Source organism: Flavobacterium agricola, assembly GCF_025919725.1.
Taxonomy (GTDB): domain Bacteria; phylum Bacteroidota; class Bacteroidia; order Flavobacteriales; family Flavobacteriaceae; genus Flavobacterium; species Flavobacterium agricola.
On sequence record NZ_CP081495.1, the window covers coordinates 443,785 to 465,594 of the forward strand.

26 protein-coding genes and 1 pseudogene are annotated in these 21,810 nt (G+C 30.3%); 13 read left to right on the forward strand and 14 right to left on the reverse strand.

Going from position 1 to position 21,810, the window contains the following annotated elements; translation table 11 throughout:
• Nucleotides 1-35: 35 nt before the first annotated feature.
• From K5I29_RS02140 to K5I29_RS02150, 3 genes are all read right to left on the reverse strand, one after another.
• Nucleotides 36-1,184, reverse strand: coding sequence for an efflux RND transporter periplasmic adaptor subunit (locus tag K5I29_RS02140; protein ID WP_264434218.1), 1,149 nt, complete (start codon nucleotides 1,182-1,184; stop codon nucleotides 36-38).
• A gap of 197 nt (nucleotides 1,185-1,381) precedes the next feature.
• The gene (locus K5I29_RS02145) at nucleotides 1,382-1,549 is read right to left on the reverse strand and encodes a hypothetical protein (RefSeq protein ID WP_264434219.1); all 168 of its coding nucleotides are present in this window, start codon (nucleotides 1,547-1,549) and stop codon (nucleotides 1,382-1,384) included.
• Nucleotides 1,540-1,845 (reverse strand): hypothetical protein, encoded by a 306-nt coding sequence (locus K5I29_RS02150; protein WP_264434220.1) that lies wholly within the window; start codon nucleotides 1,843-1,845, stop codon nucleotides 1,540-1,542. Before K5I29_RS02150 ends, K5I29_RS02145 begins: the two co-directional genes overlap by 10 nt.
• A gap of 250 nt (nucleotides 1,846-2,095) precedes the next feature.
• On the opposite strand from K5I29_RS02150, the gene K5I29_RS02155 reads away from it, so the two are divergent.
• Both K5I29_RS02155 and K5I29_RS02160 read left to right on the forward strand, forming a co-directional pair.
• Complete coding sequence (locus K5I29_RS02155; RefSeq protein WP_264434221.1) at nucleotides 2,096-2,791, forward strand: hypothetical protein; 696 nt, start codon at nucleotides 2,096-2,098, stop codon at nucleotides 2,789-2,791.
• Nucleotides 2,792-2,864: 73 nt separating this feature from the next.
• Nucleotides 2,865-3,425, forward strand: coding sequence for an HdeD family acid-resistance protein (locus K5I29_RS02160; RefSeq protein ID WP_264434222.1), 561 nt, complete (start codon nucleotides 2,865-2,867; stop codon nucleotides 3,423-3,425).
• A gap of 47 nt (nucleotides 3,426-3,472) precedes the next feature.
• On the opposite strand, the pseudogene K5I29_RS02165 reads toward K5I29_RS02160, so the two are convergent.
• The 6 genes and pseudogenes from K5I29_RS02165 to K5I29_RS02190 all read right to left on the reverse strand — a co-directional run bounded on the left by K5I29_RS02165 (nucleotide 3,473) and on the right by K5I29_RS02190 (nucleotide 9,838).
• Nucleotides 3,473-4,666 (reverse strand): annotated as a pseudogene (locus K5I29_RS02165) (pyridoxal phosphate-dependent aminotransferase).
• A gap of 110 nt (nucleotides 4,667-4,776) precedes the next feature.
• Nucleotides 4,777-6,141, reverse strand: coding sequence for an oxygen-independent coproporphyrinogen III oxidase (gene hemN, locus K5I29_RS02170; protein WP_264434223.1), 1,365 nt, complete (start codon nucleotides 6,139-6,141; stop codon nucleotides 4,777-4,779).
• A gap of 224 nt (nucleotides 6,142-6,365) precedes the next feature.
• A complete protein-coding gene (locus K5I29_RS02175) occupies nucleotides 6,366-7,124 on the reverse strand; it encodes a BspA family leucine-rich repeat surface protein (RefSeq protein ID WP_264434224.1) in 759 nt (252 codons plus the stop codon).
• 157 nt (nucleotides 7,125-7,281) lie between these two features.
• Nucleotides 7,282-8,592, reverse strand: a complete 1,311-nt coding sequence (locus tag K5I29_RS02180; RefSeq protein ID WP_264434225.1) for a BCCT family transporter — start codon at nucleotides 8,590-8,592, stop codon at nucleotides 7,282-7,284.
• Complete coding sequence (locus K5I29_RS02185; RefSeq protein WP_264434226.1) at nucleotides 8,537-9,298, reverse strand: BCCT family transporter; 762 nt, start codon at nucleotides 9,296-9,298, stop codon at nucleotides 8,537-8,539. Before K5I29_RS02185 ends, K5I29_RS02180 begins: the two co-directional genes overlap by 56 nt.
• A gap of 231 nt (nucleotides 9,299-9,529) precedes the next feature.
• Nucleotides 9,530-9,838, reverse strand: coding sequence for a hypothetical protein (locus K5I29_RS02190; RefSeq protein WP_264434227.1), 309 nt, complete (start codon nucleotides 9,836-9,838; stop codon nucleotides 9,530-9,532).
• 581 nt (nucleotides 9,839-10,419) lie between these two features.
• On the opposite strand from K5I29_RS02190, the gene K5I29_RS02195 reads away from it, so the two are divergent.
• The 3 genes from K5I29_RS02195 (at nucleotide 10,420) to K5I29_RS02205 (ending at nucleotide 12,507) form a co-directional block, all read left to right on the forward strand.
• Nucleotides 10,420-10,872: a hypothetical protein gene (locus K5I29_RS02195; RefSeq protein WP_264434228.1), complete on the forward strand. Its 453-nt coding sequence runs from the start codon at nucleotides 10,420-10,422 to the stop codon at nucleotides 10,870-10,872.
• Between the two features lie 313 nt (nucleotides 10,873-11,185).
• On the forward strand, nucleotides 11,186-11,722 hold the full coding sequence (locus K5I29_RS02200; protein WP_264434229.1) for a hypothetical protein: 537 nt from the start codon (nucleotides 11,186-11,188) through the stop codon (nucleotides 11,720-11,722).
• Nucleotides 11,723-11,853: 131 nt separating this feature from the next.
• On the forward strand, nucleotides 11,854-12,507 hold the full coding sequence (locus K5I29_RS02205; protein ID WP_264434230.1) for a tyrosine-type recombinase/integrase: 654 nt from the start codon (nucleotides 11,854-11,856) through the stop codon (nucleotides 12,505-12,507).
• Between the two features lie 144 nt (nucleotides 12,508-12,651).
• Here K5I29_RS02205 and K5I29_RS02210 read toward each other — a convergent pair whose 3' ends face one another.
• The 5 genes from K5I29_RS02210 to K5I29_RS02230 form a co-directional block, all read right to left on the reverse strand.
• Nucleotides 12,652-13,212: a hypothetical protein gene (locus tag K5I29_RS02210; protein ID WP_264434231.1), complete on the reverse strand. Its 561-nt coding sequence runs from the start codon at nucleotides 13,210-13,212 to the stop codon at nucleotides 12,652-12,654.
• Between the two features lie 541 nt (nucleotides 13,213-13,753).
• The gene (locus K5I29_RS02215; protein WP_264434232.1) at nucleotides 13,754-13,969 is read right to left on the reverse strand and encodes a hypothetical protein; all 216 of its coding nucleotides are present in this window, start codon (nucleotides 13,967-13,969) and stop codon (nucleotides 13,754-13,756) included.
• A gap of 45 nt (nucleotides 13,970-14,014) precedes the next feature.
• Nucleotides 14,015-15,517: a WG repeat-containing protein gene (locus tag K5I29_RS02220; protein WP_264434233.1), complete on the reverse strand. Its 1,503-nt coding sequence runs from the start codon at nucleotides 15,515-15,517 to the stop codon at nucleotides 14,015-14,017.
• A gap of 72 nt (nucleotides 15,518-15,589) precedes the next feature.
• Nucleotides 15,590-16,573: a hypothetical protein gene (locus K5I29_RS02225; RefSeq protein WP_264434234.1), complete on the reverse strand. Its 984-nt coding sequence runs from the start codon at nucleotides 16,571-16,573 to the stop codon at nucleotides 15,590-15,592.
• A 20-nt stretch (nucleotides 16,574-16,593) separates the two neighbouring features.
• Complete coding sequence (locus tag K5I29_RS02230) at nucleotides 16,594-17,229, reverse strand: S24 family peptidase (RefSeq protein ID WP_264434235.1); 636 nt, start codon at nucleotides 17,227-17,229, stop codon at nucleotides 16,594-16,596.
• 721 nt (nucleotides 17,230-17,950) lie between these two features.
• Here K5I29_RS02230 and K5I29_RS02235 point away from each other — a divergent pair.
• From K5I29_RS02235 to K5I29_RS02270, 8 genes are read left to right on the forward strand one after another with little or no spacing between them, the layout of a single operon-like run.
• Nucleotides 17,951-18,148: a hypothetical protein gene (locus K5I29_RS02235; protein WP_264434236.1), complete on the forward strand. Its 198-nt coding sequence runs from the start codon at nucleotides 17,951-17,953 to the stop codon at nucleotides 18,146-18,148.
• Between the two features lie 5 nt (nucleotides 18,149-18,153).
• Nucleotides 18,154-18,297, forward strand: coding sequence for a hypothetical protein (locus K5I29_RS02240; protein WP_264434237.1), 144 nt, complete (start codon nucleotides 18,154-18,156; stop codon nucleotides 18,295-18,297).
• Nucleotides 18,290-18,601 carry a hypothetical protein gene (locus tag K5I29_RS02245; protein WP_264434238.1) on the forward strand — a complete coding sequence of 104 codons (312 nt, stop codon included), beginning with the start codon at nucleotides 18,290-18,292 and terminating at the stop codon, nucleotides 18,599-18,601. Before K5I29_RS02240 ends, K5I29_RS02245 begins: the two co-directional genes overlap by 8 nt.
• Nucleotides 18,602-18,603: 2 nt before the next feature.
• A complete protein-coding gene (locus tag K5I29_RS02250; RefSeq protein ID WP_264434239.1) occupies nucleotides 18,604-19,530 on the forward strand; it encodes a recombinase RecT in 927 nt (308 codons plus the stop codon).
• Complete coding sequence (locus K5I29_RS02255) at nucleotides 19,530-20,420, forward strand: hypothetical protein (RefSeq protein WP_264434240.1); 891 nt, start codon at nucleotides 19,530-19,532, stop codon at nucleotides 20,418-20,420. The genes K5I29_RS02250 and K5I29_RS02255 overlap by 1 nt, the downstream gene beginning before the upstream one ends.
• A 6-nt stretch (nucleotides 20,421-20,426) precedes the next feature.
• Nucleotides 20,427-20,711, forward strand: a complete 285-nt coding sequence (locus tag K5I29_RS02260; protein ID WP_264434241.1) for a helix-turn-helix domain-containing protein — start codon at nucleotides 20,427-20,429, stop codon at nucleotides 20,709-20,711.
• 1 nt (nucleotide 20,712) lies between these two features.
• Nucleotides 20,713-20,991: a helix-turn-helix domain-containing protein gene (locus K5I29_RS02265; RefSeq protein ID WP_264434242.1), complete on the forward strand. Its 279-nt coding sequence runs from the start codon at nucleotides 20,713-20,715 to the stop codon at nucleotides 20,989-20,991.
• A gap of 22 nt (nucleotides 20,992-21,013) precedes the next feature.
• The gene (locus K5I29_RS02270; RefSeq protein WP_264434243.1) at nucleotides 21,014-21,808 is read left to right on the forward strand and encodes a DUF6291 domain-containing protein; all 795 of its coding nucleotides are present in this window, start codon (nucleotides 21,014-21,016) and stop codon (nucleotides 21,806-21,808) included.
• The last annotated feature ends 2 nt before the right edge of the window (nucleotides 21,809-21,810 follow it).

Genomic DNA, 21,810 nt, shown 5'->3' on the forward strand with positions numbered 1-21,810 from the left:
TATTTTTTCTTGATTAAAAATTCGGAGCGCGAATTTTATAAAATAGGATTTACAATCGTTTCTTTATTAAACTTATTAAAACCTGTTAGAATGATAACGTCATCAATAGCTAATCCGTCTACAACAATATATTTTTTATTAGCCGTACCATCAACTTTAATTTCTTGAAGTTTTACGGTGTTGTCTTTGTTTAGTAAGTAAACAAAAATTTTGTCTTGAATAGTTGTTGTTGCTTCTTGCGGAACTAAAATTACGCCGTTTTTAGATTCTCTTAATTTTATGGTTCCGGTGTTTCCAGAACGCATAATATCTTGCGAATTCGGGAAAGTTGCTCGTAAAGAAATAGATCCGGTACTTCGGTCAACCTGACCGTTTACAGCATCAACAATACCAGATTTGTTGTATTCTTTACCATCGGCCAAAATTAATTTAGCTTCAGGAATAATACTTCCTAACGAATTTTTAATAGAATCGTTAGCATTGTTTTTTGTAAAATATAAATAATCAGATTCACTCATGCTGAAATAAACATAAACATCACTAACGTCTGTTAAAACGGTTAACGGCACTTTATCACCTTTGGTATTTAAGTTACCCACACGTTTAGGAATACGACCAATATAGCCGCTAATAGGTGCTTTAATTAACGTAAAACCTAAGTTGATTTTTGCTGACGCAACTGCTGCTGAAGCACTTGCTAATGACGCTTTTGCAACTTCGTAATTTGCTATAGCCGATTGCAATTGCACAGGCGCGATTACTTCGTTATCAATTAAAGGTTGTAAACGGTCAATTTCTAATTGCGCATTTTTTAGTTTTGCTTTTTCAACGTTTTCGCTAGCAATAGAATTGTTTAATATTTCTTGGTACGGCAATGGATTAATTTTGAATAAGGCTTGGCCTTTTTCTACATAATCTCCTTCGTCTACATAAATTTCTTCTAAAATTCCTTCTGCAAACGATCTAATTTCTACGTTTAATTTACCTTCAATGGTACCAATATAATCTTTAACCACAAAGGCTGTAGTTGTATCAATTTTTAATGCAGGCAAAGCCAATGCTTTGTTTTTATCTTCGTCATTTTTAGAAGCACCAAAATTACAGCTCTTTAAAGAAAGAGATAATGCTGTAAAACCAAGAATGGTACAAATAATATAAACGGTGTTTTTTGTTGTAAGTTTCATAAACAATAAGAATATCTATATCATATAACGCAATTTAAATGCCAATTTAGATAATCTTTGTTGTTTTTTTGTTAATCAGCCTATTTATTGGGAGTTGGCTTGTTTGATTAAAGAAAAATGATAAGTTTTACGTGTAAACTTTATACATTTTATGTGTAAAAGAGGAAAAGGGGAATAAGGAAAAGAAAGAAGGAAAGTTACAAATACGCTTCGTCAATGTTCATATTATAAACATCGATGCTAAGCGATACGTTTTTAGCTGTTAAAAGCTTTAAAGTTTTGCTAGAAATGTTGTAGCTGTGATTCCACATGTTTGTATATCCTGTAACTTCAATGTACGTTTCGTACTTATCTGTTAAAGGCAACCATACATTATTATCTTTAGGTAAATTTTTAAAAAAAGTTCTAAACCAGCATCTAAATTATCTATTTTAGTAACCGATTTTAAAGACCATTTGCCTGTATCAGCAACTCTGATTTTTTTTGACGAACCAAGTTCTAAAACTTCGTTCGCATTCCACGCAAAAGTTGGTTCTATACCAAGAGCCGTTGTGATTTCATTTTTATTTAATGCATCACTAACAAAAGTTAGTGTAATTTCTATAGAACAATCATCCAAATAATCGTTGGACGTGTTGAACTTTAAATTTTCCAGAAACATTTTATTTTAATGACAATTAATGAGTTATGAATTAGATAGTTTAAGGGGCCTCGAAATTATACAATTTATCTTGAATTACAATGCTTTATTTATCAAAAATAATGCTAATCTAATTTTAAATATTAAATATAACGGTTAACCGAATTAAAAATTATAAAAAAATAAATATTTCTTAAAGTTATTTATAAAATAGATTATCTTTAAAAACGGAACAGCTTTTGATGTATCGTATTACAAACTATAAGTTACAATGAAAAAATTATTGCTTTTGCTTATCTCATGCTGTGGAACCCTTGCAGGATGGGCGCAAAAAGATAATAATGCTACTAGCGTTATTATACCGAAAGCTATGGATCGCGATCAAAATGTAAGTAAATCGCCAGCTATTCGATTTGAAAAAACAGAAACAAAATCTAAATTTAATCCAATAGAATTTGAACCGATTGAAGTTAAGTCACAGTATAAAATTGAAAAACCAAATTCTGGATATTTAATTGGTGATAAAGATAAAAATAAGTTCAACCAAGATGAAAAATTTACCATGCCATACCAATTACAACGTGATATTGTTGTAAAAAGTAATATTAATGAAGATGATAGCAAGGTTTTTAGACGCAATCAATCTTTTGGCGAATTACGAACTACTGCCAATTCGGTTAAACTTATGTTTAAAGATTATGCTGCCGTAGATGGCGACCGGATTAAAATTATGGTAAACGGATTAACCGTTCGTGCGGACGTATCTTTAATTGAAGTTTATCAAACGGTAGAAATTGGTTTAACTCCTGGATTTAATAAGGTAGAGTTTGAAGCCCTAAACCAAGGTTATTCAGGACCAAATACCGCACAATTTAAAATTGTGGACGATACCGGAAAGCAAATGCTAGAAAATAGATGGGATTTGGCTACCGGGTTTAAAGCTTCTATTTTAATTATTAAGGAATAAATCATTTATCTTCTAGTCATACACTAAAAGTTATATTTTTTAGTTTAACTAATATAATTTAAAAACTAAAAAAATGACTTTTACAAAATCAATTAAAAATTCAATCAAACATTGGTGGGTACCTTTGTTAGCAGGTTTACTATTTATTTTTATGGGAGCTTATAGCTTTTATAGCCCGATGACCGCGTACGAAAGTTTAACTATTGTATTTACTATTACTTTTTTGTTTTCTGGTTTGTCAGAAGTTTCATTCGCAATTGCAAATCGTCATGAAATAGATAATTGGGGATGGACTTTGGCTTGGGGATTATTAACTGCCGTAATTGGTTTTATTTTATTTGTACGCCCTTTAGAAAGCATGGAAGTTTTAGCTTATTTTATTGGATTCTGGGTTTTATTCCGCTCGGTTTCTGGAATTAGTTATTCAATTGATTTAAAACATTACGGTACACCAAATTGGGGCAGTTTATTAGCTTTATCTATTTTAGGTGTTTTTGTTGGTTTAATTATGATTTTAAACCCAGTTTTAGCCGGATTTACTGCTGTTATTTGGTTAGGATGTGGTTTAGTAATTGTAGGTGTTTTTGCTATTGCTTTGGCATTTAATTTAAAAGGTTTAAAAGCTAAAAACTAAATACCTTGATATAAAACAAAAAAGTCCGATTTTAAATCGGACTTTTTTTATTTGTTATATTGTGCTAAAGCTGCTTTTAAAATTTGTACAGATTTAATAATATCTTCTTTATTTAAAACGTAAGCAATTCGTACTTCATCCAAACCAACTCCTGGTGTAGAATAAAAACCTGCTGCTGGTGCAACCATAACTGTTTCGTTATTCAACTCAAAACTTTCTAATAACCATTGCGCAAAATCATCAGCGTTTTGTACCGGTAATTTTACAATACAATAAAAAGCACCTTTTGGTTTAGAAACTACAACACCATCAATTTTTTGTAATTCAGTAATTAATGTATCTCTTCTATCTTTATATTCAGCAATAACTTCTTCAAAATATGATTGAGGTGTATCCAATGCAGCCTCTGAAGCAATTTGTGCATAAGTTGGTGGTGATAAACGTGCTTGGGCAAACTTCATGGCAGCAGCCATAACTTCTTTATTCTTAGAAACAATGCAACCAATTCGTGCTCCGCACATGCTGTAACGTTTAGAAACCGAATCAATCATAATAGCATGCTGTTCAATGCCTTTTACGTTCATTACAGAAAAATGTTTTTCTGATGCATCGTAAATAAATTCGCGGTAAACCTCGTCAGCAATTAAAAATAAATCATGTTTAATTACTAGTTCTGCCAATTGATTAATTTCAGCCTTAGAATATAAATATCCGGTTGGATTACCTGGGTTACAAATTAAAATAGCTTTTGTTTTAGGCGTAATTAACTTTTCGAAATCTGCAATTGCAGGTAAAGCAAATCCGTTTTCAATACCAGAAATTACCGGAACAACTTTAACGTCAGACGAAACTGCAAATCCGTTATAATTGGCATAAAATGGTTCAGGAATAATAATTTCATCATCTTTATCCATTGTAGAACCTAAAGCAAATAATAAAGCTTCGAGAACCACCGGTAGTAATAATTAAATCATCTTTAGTTACCTCAATGCCTTGTTCTTGATATTTAGCTGCAAGTTTTGTGCGGTACGAATCAAATCCGGCAGAATGGCTATATTCTAAAACCGTAATGTTAGCATTTTTAACAGCTTGTAAAGCAACTTCTGGGGTTTTTATATCGGGTTGTCCAATGTTTAAATGATAAACTTTATTTCCTCTTTTTTTGATGCTTCTGCGAACGGAACCAATTTTCTAATTGGCGATTCTGGCATCAATTTTCCTTTAGCTGAAATTGTTGGCATAATAAGTAATTTGAGTATTAATTTTAAGCAAATTTGCGTATTTTTTTTAATATTTCCACTTCAATTGTACTAAAATTGTCAGCTAAAATTGGATTGATGAGGATTAAAAATTAAATAGTTAACGAAAAAACCTGGGTTTCGGGTTTGTTTTTTAACAAACGTAAGTCAAAAGCCATGCAAATATTACGAATAAAAGGTTTTCCGATTTCAGTAACGCGCAATTTTTGGTTCTCAATTATAATAAGATTATCAGCAATTAATTCGCGCAAATGCATTTTTATTTGATTTAATTCGGGCAACTGCATAGCTGGTTCTTCCCAATTGGTTTCAAAATGGCACATTATATTTAAAATATGCTGACGTACTATTAAATCTTCTTCCGTTAAATAATGACCTTTTAAAATGGGTAATTCATTTTTATCTAAAGCGGCATAATATTGCTCAATTTCTTTCTCGTTTTGCGCAAAAGCATACCACGAATCGCTAATTGATGAGGTACCTAGCCCAATCATTACTTGGGTTTTAGAATGTGTGTAACCCATAAAATTACGATGTAATTTTTTTGCTATTGCAGATTGATACATGCTATCTGTTTTTAACGCAAAATGATCCATGCCAACTTCCTCATAACCTTTTTCTAAAAGCAGTTTTTTCCCTACCTCGTACAACTCACGTTTAGCGGTATCTTTTGGTACATCTTCATCTTTAAAACCGCGTTGACCGTTTCCTTTAATCCAAGGCACGTGCGCGTAGGAATAAAAAGATAAGCGATCGGGATTTATAGATTTTGTTTTTTCTATGGTATCAATTATATTTTCTAATTTCTGAAAAGGCAAACCAAAAACCAAATCGTGTGAAATTGAGGTGTATCCAACTTCTTTTGCCCATAAACTTACTTTTGCAACGTTATGAAAGGGTTGCATTCTGTTAATAGCTTGTTGTACGTTGGGGGCATAATCTTGTACACCAAAACTTACTCGTCTAAAACCTAAGTTGTATAGCGTTACTAAATGTTTACGTGTGGTATTGTTAGGATGCCCTTCAAAACTAAATTCGTGTTCGGGATGAATTTTAGCGGTGCTAAAAATTCCGGTAAGTAGAATCTCTAAATTTTCTGGCGAAAAAAAAGTTGGAGTTCCGCCGCCTAAATGAATCTCTTTAATAATGGGTTTTTCTGGCAACAAATCGCAATACATTTGCCATTCTTTTAATACGTATTTTATGTACGGATTTTCAACTTCATGACGTTTGGTAATGCGTTTATGACAACCACAAAATGTACATAAGCTTTCGCAAAAAGGTAAGTGAATGTATAAGGAAATTCCTTGTGATTGGTTGGTTGCCTCGAACGATTTTTGCAAACTATCAATCCATTGTTGGGTAGTAAAATGCTCGTGCTCCCAATACGGAACAGTGGGGTAGCTGGTATACCTTGGCCCTGGAACATTGTACTTTTTTATTAAAGAAGAAGTCATAGTTTTGGTTGTTTTAACAAAAATAAACTAGCTTTTATGTTTTAAAAATGATAATTGTCAGCGCCATAAAACAAAAAAACATACAAATTTTTAACAAAAAAAATAATATTGTATACTAAAATGCGTTATCTTTTTATATTGAAAACACATTTAATTGATTATTTTTTTACGTTTTTTTATTTTGAGTTTATCGAATAAAGCACAGCCTTATGCTGTGCTTTTTTTTATGTAAAAAAGTAATAACCTAATAAACCTAAAACTGCAGCAGCTGCAAGAATTATTTTTAAGGTATTTGACATGCCATGGTTTTTTAAATTCTCGGCTCCTAAACAAGTAATGCTTTGTTCTGGCGTATTAAAAATGGCATCTTTATGAATGGCACTGCCTAAATTCCAATTGGTTAAATCTTGATTAAAATTAGTTGCCCCGTAAAACATATGCGAAACTGATATTGTATTAAAAACATCCCAATTGCTTATGTTTTGATTAAAGCTTTTGGCATTGTAAAACATGTACGACATGTCAGTTACCTGATTTACATTCCAATGAGAAATGTTAGAATTAAAATGCGTTGCATTTTTAAACATGCCTTTTAAAGATGTATCTTCAGAAAAATGTGGAGCATCGGTTGCGCTTATTTTAAAATCTTGTAAATCAAAAAATAGAAATGACAACACCGGGTGCCATTTTATATCACCCCATTGTAAAACATCTAAAAATTGATTGTCCGGATCTACATTACCTAAATGCTTCACTTTAAAAATCTGTGTGCTGTAAATTAAAAGTTTATAAATTCCGCTATCAGGAAAAGTAATTTCAGTTTTTCCGTCATTACCTGTTGCTTGGGTAATAATTTCATTGCTGTTTTCTGGCTGAATAACGTAAGCGTAATCATTTTCGGTTTCTAAAACTAATGTTTTTTTGGCACCGATTTTCCATAGCATGATAAACGGCTTATTTTTAGGCGTAGGATGATTTGACATGAGTGTTTTGTTAAGAATATATAACGCTACATTGCGCTATTATAGTTTGTTTTGTTTTTACAATTATGGGTTCAATATAATAAATAACCTTAAAAGGAAGAAACTTTCTTGCCTTTTAAGGTTATTAATTGTAGCAAAATAATTGCGGTTGTATGTATTATTTTAATCTGTGATTGGCATTGCTGCTAATAAACATTTCGTTTTTTTCTTCTGAGATGATTTCTAGAAAACGATCGTAATGTTTTAATACGTCTGAAATTAATTCGTTTTTGGTAAACAATTGAACATCGTAACCTTCACGATCGTCCCCAAAATACGATTTCGGATAATACGTATCGGTTTCTTTAATATCCGGTAAATTTTCTTCGGTTAACAAATAATCAGAAACAATTTTACGTTCGTTTTTAACTCCGTATTTAAAATTGTTAACCATATCGTGCTTAATTTCAATTTCTATACGTTGCTGGTCTTCAAAAGTGTTAATTTTTGCCTCTATGTTATTTTTAGCAAATTCTTGTTCTAATTCTTCAAAAGCAGCTTTTACTTTGGTATTAATAAAGTTGGTTACGGTTTTATCGTCTTTAAACGAAATAATTTGTTTTAAACGTTCTTTCCAAATGGTTCCGGACCACGGTACGGTAGATACCGAAAAATCTTTTTCGTAATAACTGCTATCAATAGAAAGGGCTTTTACTAAGCTTACAATAAACAATAACATGATTACAGCAAATGGTAAGGCTGTAATTAAGGTCATACTTTGTAAAGCATTTAATCCGCCTGCGTTTAATAATAATAAGGCTAAAACGGCTAATAAAATTCCCCAACTTACGGTTTGCCATTTAGGCGAAATACGTGCGTTTTTTGTTGCTATGCTATTCATTACATACAAACCAGAATCGGCTGAGGTAACAAAGAAAATAATGATAATGCTAATGGTTAAATAGTTAGTTATTTGACTAAAAGGTAAAAAATCAAAAAACTCAAACATTAAAGCATCTGGATTGATAGATAACAAACTTAAAGCTCCGTCGGCTACGTTAATATCTAACCAAATGGCTGTGTTACCAAAAACCGACATCCAAATGAAGTTGAATAAAGTTGGTATTAATAATACAGCGGTAATAAATTCACGAATGGTTCGTCCACGAGAAATTTTTGCAATAAATAAACCTACGTAAGGTGCCCAAGAAATCCACCATGCCCAATATAAAATGGTCCAATCGTGAAACCAAGGTTGAATGGTATCGTTATAGGCATGCGTGCTAAATGTTAAATTGAAAAAGTTAGAAATATAGGTTCCTAATCCTTCAGTAAAACTACCAATTAAAAATACGGTTGGTCCGAAAATAAGTACAAAGGCCAATAAAACAACTACGGCAATAATATTTACCGAACTTAATATTTTTACGCCTTTATCTACCCCCGCTAACTGCTGATAAGATTGATAAAGTGACCAAAATAGAAACAATGATTACTTGGCTTATGATGCTGTTTTCTGAAATAATACCTAAGGTATATAACCCTGAACTAATCTGTACTACCCCAAAACCTAAGGTTGTAGTAATACCAAAAAACGTACTACAAAGGGCAAAAACATCAATTGCATTTCCCCATTTCCCTTTAATTTTATCTTTTAAAATAGGGTAAAAGCAGCTTCGTAAAGAAAGTGGTAAGCTGTAACGGTAAGTAAAATAAGCTAAGGCTAAACCAACCACGGCATAAATGGCCCAAGCGTGAATGCCCCAGTGAAAAAACGTATACATTTGGGCATCTTTAGCTCTTTGTATTACATCATTGCCCGAAAAAACTTCGTTAGAAAAATGTTGCATGGGCTCTGCCACACTAAAATACATCAATCCAATTCCCATTCCGGCAGCAAAAAGCATCGAAATCCAGGTAAAATAGGAATAGTCAGGTTTACTGTTGTTTTTACCCAACTTAATATCGCCGTATTTACTAAATACTAAGTAAAACAAAAAGAATATAAAAATGGTTACAGCCCAAACATAAACCCAATTTAGGTTTATGAAGATGAAGTTTTTTATAACGTTAAGTAAGTTTTCGGTAACATTTGGAAAAATTGCTGCAAGCAAGCAAACTCCTATTATAAATATTAAACTGGGTATAATTACCCATTTACTAAACGTTGTTCGAATTCTTGGTAATTTTGGCATGTAAATGTTTTTTTAATGAAATAAATAGTAAAATTCGCTGCAAAATTATAAAAAATGCAAACTTTAGAGAAATAAATAACTTTTTTTTTGAAATTACTATTCAATTTGTATTCTTTATAAATTAACTTTTATACCATTATTAACGTTTAAATGCGTTAATTCTTGTCTTGATTTTAAAATATAATTTCAAAAAAAATTAAGCGTATTGCAAACATTTTTGCTTAAATAAGTTTATTTATTTTTATAGTTGATTAAATAAATGATTGCTGTAAAAAAGCTAAACATTATAAAACCAATGGTCCATAAAACCTTTTTAGAACTTGTTAGTTTAGTTGATTTATTTACAAGGTAAATTCCCATAATTATGTAAGTTATTGATGCAATTATGCCAATTGTAAGAAAAGCAAACGCACTTTCTAGGTGATTCAACTTCATAATAGCACCTAGAACCGAAGAAAAAATAGAAACTGTGAATGCAATTATAAATGTCCTTTTTAAAGCTGCCATTTCTGTTTTTTTATGCAAGTTTAAGTGTTTCATAAAATTAATTTTTGTTTTATAATTGAAAATAGTGCTTTTTTATTGTAAATAAGCTTAAAATTGAATTAATATAATTAATAAACACAACCAAATTTGTTTAATTACTTAAATTGTTGTTTTTTTTTACATTGAATTAATGCATTTGTATTCGTAAATACTTATTTTAACTTAAAATTCAAGTAATGCAATATCATGTGTTTTTATACGTTCCAAAGTTGTACATATTTAAAACATTTAAAACATGATTAAAGTCATTTTAATTTTATTAGCTTTTTTTTTCTTTTAATGAGTTTTTTGCACAAAATGGAGTTGGAATTAATACAATTAAACCGACAGAAAGTTTTCAAGTAAATGGTACATCGAGAATTACGGAGTTACCTAAGCATCTTAAACAAAAATCTATTTCAACATTACCCGATGGTACAGCGTCTGATCAAAAAAATCAAGATTTTATTGCTGTTAATACTGTAGTTGTTGATGCTAATGGTGTTTTAGGAATTGTTGAAGGCTTACCAGAAATAGATATCCCAGAAGTAAAATCAATCGAGTACACAGCTACAACATCAATAATAGACGATAATGTGCGTGAAAATTCATTAACAATAATTGGAAATATTGCTGTTTATTTTGACGCTAAAAAGGGAGATGCTGGAGGAAGACCTGTAAGATTTGCTTTGCTTAATGACGTTAAAGATAATGTAGTTGTAAACCAAATGAAATTAGGATCAGGTGGAGGAACTTATGGAAAGAATGAAAGTTTTTTAAGTGTTCGTCCTAATAACTCAAGCAACATAAAAAACACAATACCAGCATATAACTCTACAGATCAAACGTTTTGGCATATAATTTCTGCAGAGCAGCCACATATTGGTAATCGTGATTACATTCAATATATGATATCATTAATAAATTCTAGAGAAGTATATAGGTTAACAGCAATTGTTAATAATACTATAACTGCTACTGCTGAACATCCTACGGCTAGTGATGCGCTTGTTACTTTTTTTATTGAACGTTTAACGAATAAACAATAGGTAAATTATTTTTTTTAATTTTGCTAATTATAGCACATAATTTGCAGAACAGTCTGCAACTGAAAAGAATAAAAAAACGCAACTTGTTATTTAGTAACGAGTTGCGTTTTTTGTTTGTGGAGCCGCTGAGAGCACAAATATTGAATGTCCTAGAAAATGGTGTAAATTTAAAATCTTCTTAAGTGCTGTAAAATAAGGGTTTTCGTGTTTTTTGTAATGTTTCTAATTTCTGACTTTCTTAGTAGATTTAGTTTTTGTGTGCAAAGTGTGTGCAAATTTGTATTTTTGTTTTATAATACAAAAGCAAGTTAAAATGTCTGCAATATCCTTTTCATTTCGATCTACAAAAGAAATAGCTCCTTTAGAAATACGATTATCATATCGTATCAAAGGAGATAAAAATCCAAAATCTTTTTACACTAGATCGAGAATTGAAGTTGATAAAAAATATTGGGATGAGTTTCATTTCAAATCTGACTTTCCAAACTATAAGGATATTGAAAAGCAAAACTGGGTTAAAGAAATAAAAGCAAAACAACATAGTATTAATGTTGAAATTGAAAATATAAAAACCTATCTACTATCTGCTTTTAATTCAGTTCCACAATCAAAACTTATTGATGTGGTTAATAAAAAATGGCTTGAAGATCAAATTGAGTTATATTATAATCCAGTATCTAATATAGAAGATGAAGTGGGATCTGAAATCCCCAAAGACTTAATTAGCTATATAGATTTTTATATTGATTATCGCAAAAACGAAATGAAGCTAACATCAGTTAAAAAATACAATGTAGTTAAGCATAAGTTGGAGCGTTTCGAAAAAAAAAAAGAAAGAAGAAAATTTTAATCAAGGATATAAACGAAGATTTCAAAAAAGAATGGGTTAAGTTTTTAATTCAAGAAAACTATTCAGCTAATACGATGCAGCGTGAGTTAGTGGCCATAAAGACTTTTTGTAAACACGCTAAATACTTAGGATTGGAAGTAAGCCATCAATTGGATAATTTAAGGCTTGATCGCGTTAGAATCGATAAGATTTATTTAACCTTAGAAGATATTGATAAAATCGAATCCATTGAAGAAACTGAATTGTCTGAAAGTTTACAAAATGCAAAAGACTGGTTAATTATAAGTTGTTTTACCGGGCAACGAGTTTCAGATTTTATGAGATTTAATTCCTCTATGATAAGAATTGAAGATGGTATAAAATATATAGAGTTTACACAACAAAAAACTTCTAAGAAGATGACACTACCGTTACATCCAAAAGTTATCGAAATATTAGATAAAAGAGGAGGTGAGTTTCCTTATAAGATTTCAGACCAAAAGTATAATGATTTTATAAAGGTAGTATGTAAAACTGCAGGTTTGAATCAATCAACTTCTGGTAGTAAAGTTGTAGATGTTGATGGAAAAGGTAAGTACAGAAAACAAGAGGGTGTTTATGAAAAATGGGAGTTAGTAACTTCTCATATCGGCAGAAGATCTTTTGCTACTAATTTCTACGGAACAATACCAACAACGTACTTGATATACGCTACTGGGCATAGTTCCGAAAGTGAATTTTTAAATTACATAGGAAAGAGTAATAAAGATTTAGCAAAAGAATTATTCAATTATTTTAAAATTTAAAAAAAAAATATTATTTTAAAAGCGTGGTAAAACACTCTTTTTCATATTGCATTTAGATTTTGGTAAAAAAATACCCGGAATAAGTCCGGGTATATTTTTTATCATATAAATATATGGCTAAGTCAGCGCATACGTTTTTATACTTTACAAGTTGGGTAATATGTTATTAACTATCTCATTAACTATGTCTTGATCAGTTAACTTTTGGTTAAAATATTTTTTATTTTTTAAAAGTATTATGCTTGTCGTTTTTATAGTTACATAATCAAAATCTTTTGGGTTTAAATACCTATTACAATATCTATAATATATCCTATATTTGATAGTGTTTCTTACAGTATTATCTATATTAATATTATTTGAGTTTAGTTTTATATCTAACTCTTCTTCAGTTGGAGCTCCAAGAAAGCCGAATGAAATATCTCTTTTTTCTTGAAGTAACTCTAAAGAAATTGATAATACAGTGTTTAAGATTTTAAGAAAATTAAAAATGTTGGCTTCTGTAATGCCAACATTCTTAAAATTGAATCTTTTATTTGAAAGTCTGTGTCTTTTTTGATAAAACTTTACTACGTAAACATCGTATTTAAAGATACAGACTTCTACAATATATACTACTTGAAAATTATCTGTGAAACGATAAAATATCTTGTCCTTACTTTTATGTGATCTAACATAATCAAATTTATCAGGTATTTTATTCATCGACTATAAATCTAATACTAAATATTTATAAGCACTAGATCTGTCTTTGATAACTTCTTCTTCCGTTAGAGTAACTATTTTATGAGTTACAGTTTTATTTTGAACAATACTACTGGTAGAAACGTCTAGCTTTCTACTAGTTTTTCTAGGTAATTTCGAGTTGAACATTTTTGTGGAATTTTAGTTAGTCTTTTTCTATAAAACTTTACACATTTATAACTAATAAATAAGTGATTTATTATGTCATAATATGTGTTACATTGTCATATTCTTGACAAATATACTATTAAAAATAATATTTGCAATTGTTAATAACTTTTTTTTATGTATTTAGAAGTGTAATGAATAAAGGACTTTAGATGTTGAAAACTTTTATATAAGGCTGTTTGGCTGCTGTTCGTATATTAGTCTGGTATAGATACACTTAGGGATGAATTATGTTAGATTATATAATAATCATGAAAAATTGTATATAATTTTCTTTAAAAATTGTATTTCTGAATTCACTGATAAAAAAAGGAAGCTAAAACAGCTTCCTTTCTTATTTTTTATAAAACATTTTATCTTCAATCCCAAAAATAAAATTTGCGTTTACTTTGAATAAATCGCAAGTTTTTTGAATTTGTACGGTTGTGAAGTGATTTACCCCTCTGTTAATTTTTCCAATAGTTTCTGGCGACATTTCAATTTTACGACAAAAGTCTGTTTTATTTTTGACAGCTTTCATTGAAATGAGTTCTTCTATTACGGCCATCATTTTTTTATCACATTCGTGCATACAAATTTTATGTAATTTCAGTTTTTAATTAATCGTTGGCTCTGTTTTAGTTACTTCCCCATTTTCATCAATAAAGATTCTTATTATTCTCGGAGAAAGCTCTTTTCTTTTAACTGCAGGGTGTGGATGCGGTACTTCGATATTGATATTCTGAGTTATTTCTATTTGATTTTTTTCATTTCTTTCATTTGTTACTTTTGCTCTTTCTACGTCTTTAATTAGCGCTTTATTATTTAAATAAACACTCAATACGGTAGAATTTGGCAATACGTGATTAACAATTACAAAATCATTACCATTTTCACGTTCAATAACTTTGTATCTAGCCTGAGACAAAAAAGGTGTTAACATTTTTGGTTTTGAATCAATCAGTAAACTAATATGCTTCATCTTTTCTGGCATTGATTGATTGTATTTACCTCCAATTATAATATATTTTTCACCGCCCTCTAAGAATTCAGCAGTTGGAAAATCTATTTTAGGTATGTCACGCATAAGAACTCTATTTGTTCTTAAGTCTAAAACAAATTTATCGCGATTCATTTGAGTACCTACAACCAATGGGTACGAAAACTTTTCTATTGATTTCAGATAGTTTATTTCGCTTGTTAAATCTTTTCCTTGGCTGTATATAAATAATTCGTTTTGTCCTAAATCATTTTTCTGTCTATAAGCTCCTACATAATAAACTCCGTCAACAATTATGAAATCAAAAATGTAAGCAGCATTTATTGAGGTAGGTAGTAATGTTTCTTTTGTTTCAATATTGTATAATTCTGCTACACCATTATTGATTAATACTGCATGATTGTTTTTAATAAGATTTATTGAAGAGTATTTAAAGGGTATAATCTCTTTTTCATTCGCGAAGTCATAATATCCATAATTTACACCGTCTTTACTACCAACAATTTTTTGATCATCAATATTAACATAATTACCGCCAAAGAAGTTTTCGTTATGTTTAAACTTAATACCATACTTTTCCTTTCCTTTAGTATCTATAACAAAATATTCATTGTCTGTATAAGCTATACTTTCAAGGCTTTTATTAAATGGATTTATAAATCTATATTTAAAATCAATAACTATATTTCCATCTTTGTCTATAGCACCAATATAGTTTCCAGATTTAACAAAGTACAGTTCTAAATTTTCTGATTTTTTGGAATAATAGTAATTATAGTTTGGAGTTTGAGTTGTGTTATTTACTAAATCCTCTATCACCAATCCTGATAATTCTGTAGGTACAAAACCACCACCATCATTAAAACCTATTTGTTTTGTAGCATATATTAATTTGCCACTTGATGTTAGGTCTATGAAAAAAGTTTTTTTGTTATCAAAGGATTTTAGTTCTATACCATCACTATCTAGAATTAATTTGTTTTGAGCATTTTTTTTATTAGTTGCTAGATAGTAATTGCTTTTTTTTTCTAAATCATATTTCTTTTCGTATTTATCAATTTGTCCGTAAGATGTTATTGATAGTATAAGTAAAAAAAATGTTGATAGTGTTTTTTTCATAATTTATATAATTTTGTATGCATAGTTATTCTATAATCAAATCTTTATAGCTTATGCTTCCATCTTTCATAATTATTTTGTGTTTTGAAATGAGGTAACTATCCCGTCTTTTAAATAAACATATTGATTAGAATAGACATATTGTTTTCGCTCACCATTAATATTTTCGCTTTCATTAATCCTGTCTGGTTTTCCCCAAGAAAGCAATAATTCTTCTTCTGTAAATCCAATCTTTATATTTGACTCGCAAATTAACTCCCAATTATCATCAATTCCTTTATAGTTGTTTTTAGGATTTTCTATAGACAGATACTTCTCCATATAATCATAAGTCGAATTAATAAAATCAATTGAAGAAACATTTGTTCCACATGTGTAAAAATCTATCTGCTTTGTATTACCTTCTTCGTCTTTGACAACAGCTCTTATGGGTTTTTTTTCACTTCCTGCACCAATTTCAACTACTTTAACCTTTTTAAATTTTTTATCCCCCACAGGGAATTTGGCATAAAGCTCTTTATTTAAATATTTAGTTTTAAAATCATCTATTTCTTTTGCGTAAACAACGTCAGGTAAGCCTCTGTTGCGCCACGTATCGCTATTCCAATCTTCTTTACTGTTTTGTGTCTTGAAACTTAATTTATGTTCAATTACAAAAGAACTATCAATTTGCTTGAGAATTACATACGTATCTTCAAAATAACTTTCCTTCCTGTCTTCAATTTTTATGATTTCAAAAACCTTGCCTGCAACATCCTTGTATTTGATCGATTTTTTTTCAAATCTATTTTTCTTAATTTGGGAAATTGTGTAGTAGTTGTCATACGAGTAGTTGCTTTTTATTTTATACTCATCATTAGGAAAGTAAAATTTCATTCCAGGTTTATAATCATGTAAAGGAATAAAATCGCACCCACCAAGCTTTTCTCTTAAAATTATATCTTCTTCTTTTTTTTCTCTTTTAATATTTTTCTGTTCTTTATTTATGTTCACATCATATTGCGAAAATGCATTAAACGAAAGGAAATATAATCCTATTAAAAACAATTTCTTCATAATATATAGTAGTTTTTGGTTTACATCTCTATTTTCCCAATATATCTAACTTGTAAAATAGCCACAATGCTATCTATAGGCATATCTATTGGTTCATAATCTTTATTTCTACTTTCTAATAAAACATAACCTTCTTTAGGATGCTTCTTTAGATACTTAACCATGCGTTGCTCTTTTGTAATAATTAAGTATTTCATACCATAATTAAAAAAAGACCAGTCTTTTATAAACTTATATGCTACACGGTCGCCATTTGAAATTTCAGGATACATAGAGTGGCCAAACGTTGGAAATGCAACATCTGCATCAACATTTACAGGTATTTGCATATAACCATCTGGAGACTGCCCAGATATAACACCATCATCAAGAAAAGCAGCATCGCCGGCACTAACATTTATGTTATAGAACGGTACTGTTTTGAAAAGAGTGGTTTGTGGTTCATTGTTATCACTTTCGAAATTATTTTCGTTTGATTGTTCGTTTATTTGCTTTGTAAAAGCATCAAGTTCTAGCTTGCTTAATGATTTTCTTTTTAAAGCCATCCTCAGTTGATCTCCATTCATAGAAATGATTTTTCCTAAATCCTCAAATGTCAACTTCTTATCTTTTTTATATTTCTCTATTGTAGAGTATGATTCATCAAATTTATTCATCTTTCTTATTATTTAGAATAAATACAAATTATAGCAAAAACGAAATTATTTTCGTTTAAACTTTGTCAAACGAAAATTTGTTCGCATATTTGTATCAACAACGTAAAACATTTGTAAAGTATTATAACAAATATACTGCTTTTTTATTTCACGCTCATTGACATAATGGTAAAAATAGAAGTCTGGTAAAGCCGAGGGTAGCTATACCTCCTGAGGGTCGGTTGAAAGGATTAAAAATAGTAGCCTTTGCAAAGAAATGATAAACGGTCCAATACCGACAAAGGCACAAAAAGCTAAAAAATTATTAAAAAGTGAATTAAAATGATTAACAAAAAAAAGAGGGTAGTAACCATCAAAGGGTTATGCGAAATTATGGGATGCTCAAGACAAACTTACTATATAAAGTATAAGCATCAATTAGATCCAATTCCTAATAAGTTAGGGCGCATTTTTTATTTAGAAAGTCAGGTTCTTGAACTTAACAAAAGAGAGCAAGAAGCACGAAACGAAGTTCACGTCATATGCTAATTGATTATATCGATATAATTCTAATTGTATGCTCTTTAGGAGTAATGCTTATAGGGTTAATCAATTTATTCAAATGGGTAATAAAGAAGGTTAATTGGTTAAACAGAAAATTTAATCAATAAAAAACCAGCATTGCAGTGCTGGTTTAAAAAAAGAGCTGAGCGGCTCAAATGTATAACACAATAAAAAAATTATGTCACACAGATTTTCTAAAACAAAGGTAACAAACTATTCTTCAAAATTATTATTAGTAAAGATTATTCTTAAGGATATAGATAAACGAATCGCAAAAGGAGAGTCGATTATAAGTCAATTACTAATAGCAAAAACTCTTGAGTTACCAGCCTTTAACCAAATGGTCGAAAAAGTTTTAGAAACTCAAAAAAACTAATGCTTATGAAAACATTTATGATTATTGGCAAGACACAAGGTGTCTATGTTGAGTACACAAAGCAAGCGGTTACAGCAACTGCAGCTAAAGCTTTAGGTAAAACATTGGGATTAACTAAAATCATGGTAAAGGAGGTGAGTAATGATTAAGAATTTTATTAACTATCTGAAAGAGATTGATGTTTTTGAAGATAGAATAGAAGGTTTCGATACTTGGGATACCGAGATATTTTTCAACGATTTATGCTTTCAAATCGATTTCAATTTTAAGATGAATAAAGTTGTTGTATTGGTTTGGCAAAATATAAATGATGATGAAGTTCAAATCGACTTACCTGATGATGATTTGGAAAAGTTAGTCGGGTACTTAGAAACCTTAGAGCCTGATAATGAATGTGAAGTAATACCTAGTTATTACGATTATTACGGAGTTAAACCTGAATATTTTATTTAATTATGAGCAATCAAGTTACCACACAACAACAAAACAAACCTATCACAGTGAAAGGCTTGTTTAACGCTGAAACTACTAAAAAAAGATTTGAAGAACTATTAGGAAAAAAAGCACAAGGCTTTATTTCTAGTGTTATCCAAATAACAAGTAATAACAAACTACTTGCAGCAGCTAACCCAACGTCAATACTGAACTCAGCTGTAATGGCTGCAACATTGGACTTGCCTATTAATCAGAACTTAGGCTTCGCGTGGATTGTACCCTATAAAGGTGAGGCGCAATTTCAAATGGGCTGGAAAGGCTACGTGCAACTAGCTATAAGAACAGGACAGTATAAATCAATAAATGTAATTGAGGTTTATGAAAATCAATATAGAAAATGGAATGCTTTAACCGAAGAATTAGATGCTGATTTCGATATTGATGGAGTAGGAGAGGTAATAGGTTATGTAGCTTATTTTAAGCTAACAACCGGTTTTGAAAAAACGCTGTATTGGAGCAAAGACAAAATTAAAAGACACGCTTCTAAGTATTCACAAACCTACGGTAAGAAAAACAAGCAAGGAAACTTAGTGCACTCACCTTGGAATGATGCTGATCAGTTTGATGAAATGGCCAAGAAAACATTAGTTAAACAACTTATTTCAAAATGGGGTATCATGAGTATTGAATTAAACAAAGCGGTTGAATCTGACCAAGCTGTTATTGAAGATGATGGCAACTTCAAGTATGTTGATAATGAATCAACCATTGATGTTCAGGTAAATGAAGAAGTAACAAGAGCTTTAGAGTTTATGCAAAACGTAAATACGTTGGATGATTTAAAAAGTTTTAAAGAAAGTATTTCAGAAGATTTATTGATTCAAATAGAATCTGATATCAACGAAAAAGAAAATCAACTTTTGTTTAACGAAGCTATCCAGGAGTAATGAATGTATTTGATAACTATTTATTTAGATGTTCAAGTTTGGGTAAGATTATGGTGGGGATAAACCCACCGCTTACTTCAAATCAAGAGGCAGAACTTGCAAGGCTTTCTGAAAAACATAAGTCAGCTAAATTAACCGATAAGCAAATAATCACCTTAGGGGATTTACTGAATAAAAAAAGTAATCCAAGGGATTTGACTATCGGAGTTAAAAACTACTTAGCTGAGCTCCATGTAGAAACTTTGTTTTCACGATCAAAATATATAACAAACAAGTATTGTGAAAAAGGTATAAATGTCGAAGAACAGTCATTGACTTTATATACGGTTACTCAACATAAATTTTTGCAAAAAAATAAAGAAAGATTTAATAATGAGTACATAACAGGTGAGCCGGATAACAAGCAAGGAATTATTCGAGACATTAAATCAAGTTGGGATTTTTCAACCTTTCCATTTCACGACATTGACCTAAAAAACAAAGCTTACTATTGGCAGATGCAGGGCTACATGTGGCTAACGGGCCTAAAAAAAGCAGAAATAGCCTATTGTTTGGTTGATACGCCTTTTAAAAATATTGATGATGAAATTAGAAGGCTTGACTGGAAATTCGAGCTTTTTGATTCAGACGGAAATATTAATGAGGACCGCATAGATTTGGTTGTTGAAACGATTTCAAATTTAATTTACACGCGAAAAGGACTTGAAGAGTATTGCAATCAATCTCCTAATATTCGCATAGAATGGTTTATGAATTTTAAAGAAGTTAATCCTAAGTACAGAGTTAAGATTTTTGAAATTGATTACAACCAAGAGGATATCGAATTAATGAAACTTCAAATTGTAAAATGTAGAGCGTATTTAAACGAATTGCAGAGCTCTATAAATTAAAAAAGAATGAAAAAAATAGATTTTAGTCAGTTAAAACATAACGAAAATACCATAGAAAACCAGAAGCATTTTGATGATAATCAGCCTAAGTTTTCAAACCAATGCAAAATAGTTTATGAAGCCCTTTTACGAGGTGAAAAATTAACAACTGCATACGCTTTAATTCATTACGGAATAGGGGACTTAAGACGCCGTGTCAAAGACTTAAAAGACAACTTTAATGTTCCGGTTGAAAGCAGAAAATTACAAGGAAATTTCAAAGAATATTACTTACCAAAAAACACAAAATAAGATGAACGAAATACGATTTATTCAAGTAACACCAGAACAACTAAAAGAAGTTGTTAGCGAAGCAGTTAAAGTGCAGTTAGAAGATTTTAAAAAATCATTTGAAAAAGCAAAAGATGAAAATTTACTCAATAGTGATGAAGCTGCTGATTTCTTTAAAATAAGTAAAGTTACTCTATGGCGTTGGCGTAAAGATGGTACTGTACCATTTTTAAGAAAAGGAAGTAAAGTTTACTTTAAGCGTTCTGATATTGAGAGCGCAATGGTTGCAATGCAGGAATAATTAATTTTTTAAAAATATCAAAATGGCAGAAAGTAAAAAGTCTTTTGTTCTTTACTCAGATCTTATAACAGTAGTTGAAAAACTGATAATTAAAGATAGAGAAAATAAGACAAACTACTCTGGAGAATTATTTTATCACATTCTACAATACATTAATGACAAGAACCCAATTCCAATTGATTTTATAGTTGAAATGGCGTTTGAGCCAATAAAGATTCAGCTTAAAAGAGACTTGCTAAAATACAGTGAAGTAAGGGAAAAAAGAAAGTTGGCAGGTAAGAAAGGGGGGATGAAAAGTGGTGAAGCAAGAGCAGGTTATGATTCAAAAAAAGAAGCAAATGAAGCAAATGCTTCGTTTGTTCAGCAAACTAAAGCAAACGAAGCTGTTAATGATAATGTTAGTGTTAATGATAATGTTAGTGTTAATGATAATGTTAATGATATATATTCTACTGACGTAGAATATAATGCCGACGACGTTTTTTCAAAAAAAATAAATTCTGAAAATTCTCTTAAAAAATCAGAAATCAAAAAAGAAAGAAAAGTTGCGCCAAAAGAAAGAAACGAAGATTTTGCAAATGCTTTAAAAACACAAAACCCAAGTTGGAAGGAAAGTGTTTGCATGATTTATAAAATTGGCGCTTCCGAAGTTGATCAACTGCTCGATGATTTTGTTTTATTTCTCGTCGCCCAGCAGAAAGTGCATTCTTCCAAAAAAGATTTTGTTGAGCATTTTAACAACTGGTCCAGAATACGGATTCAAACAAAAGTCAAACAACCGAGCCGCGAACCAACGGCTTTTGCAATAAACCGATAAAA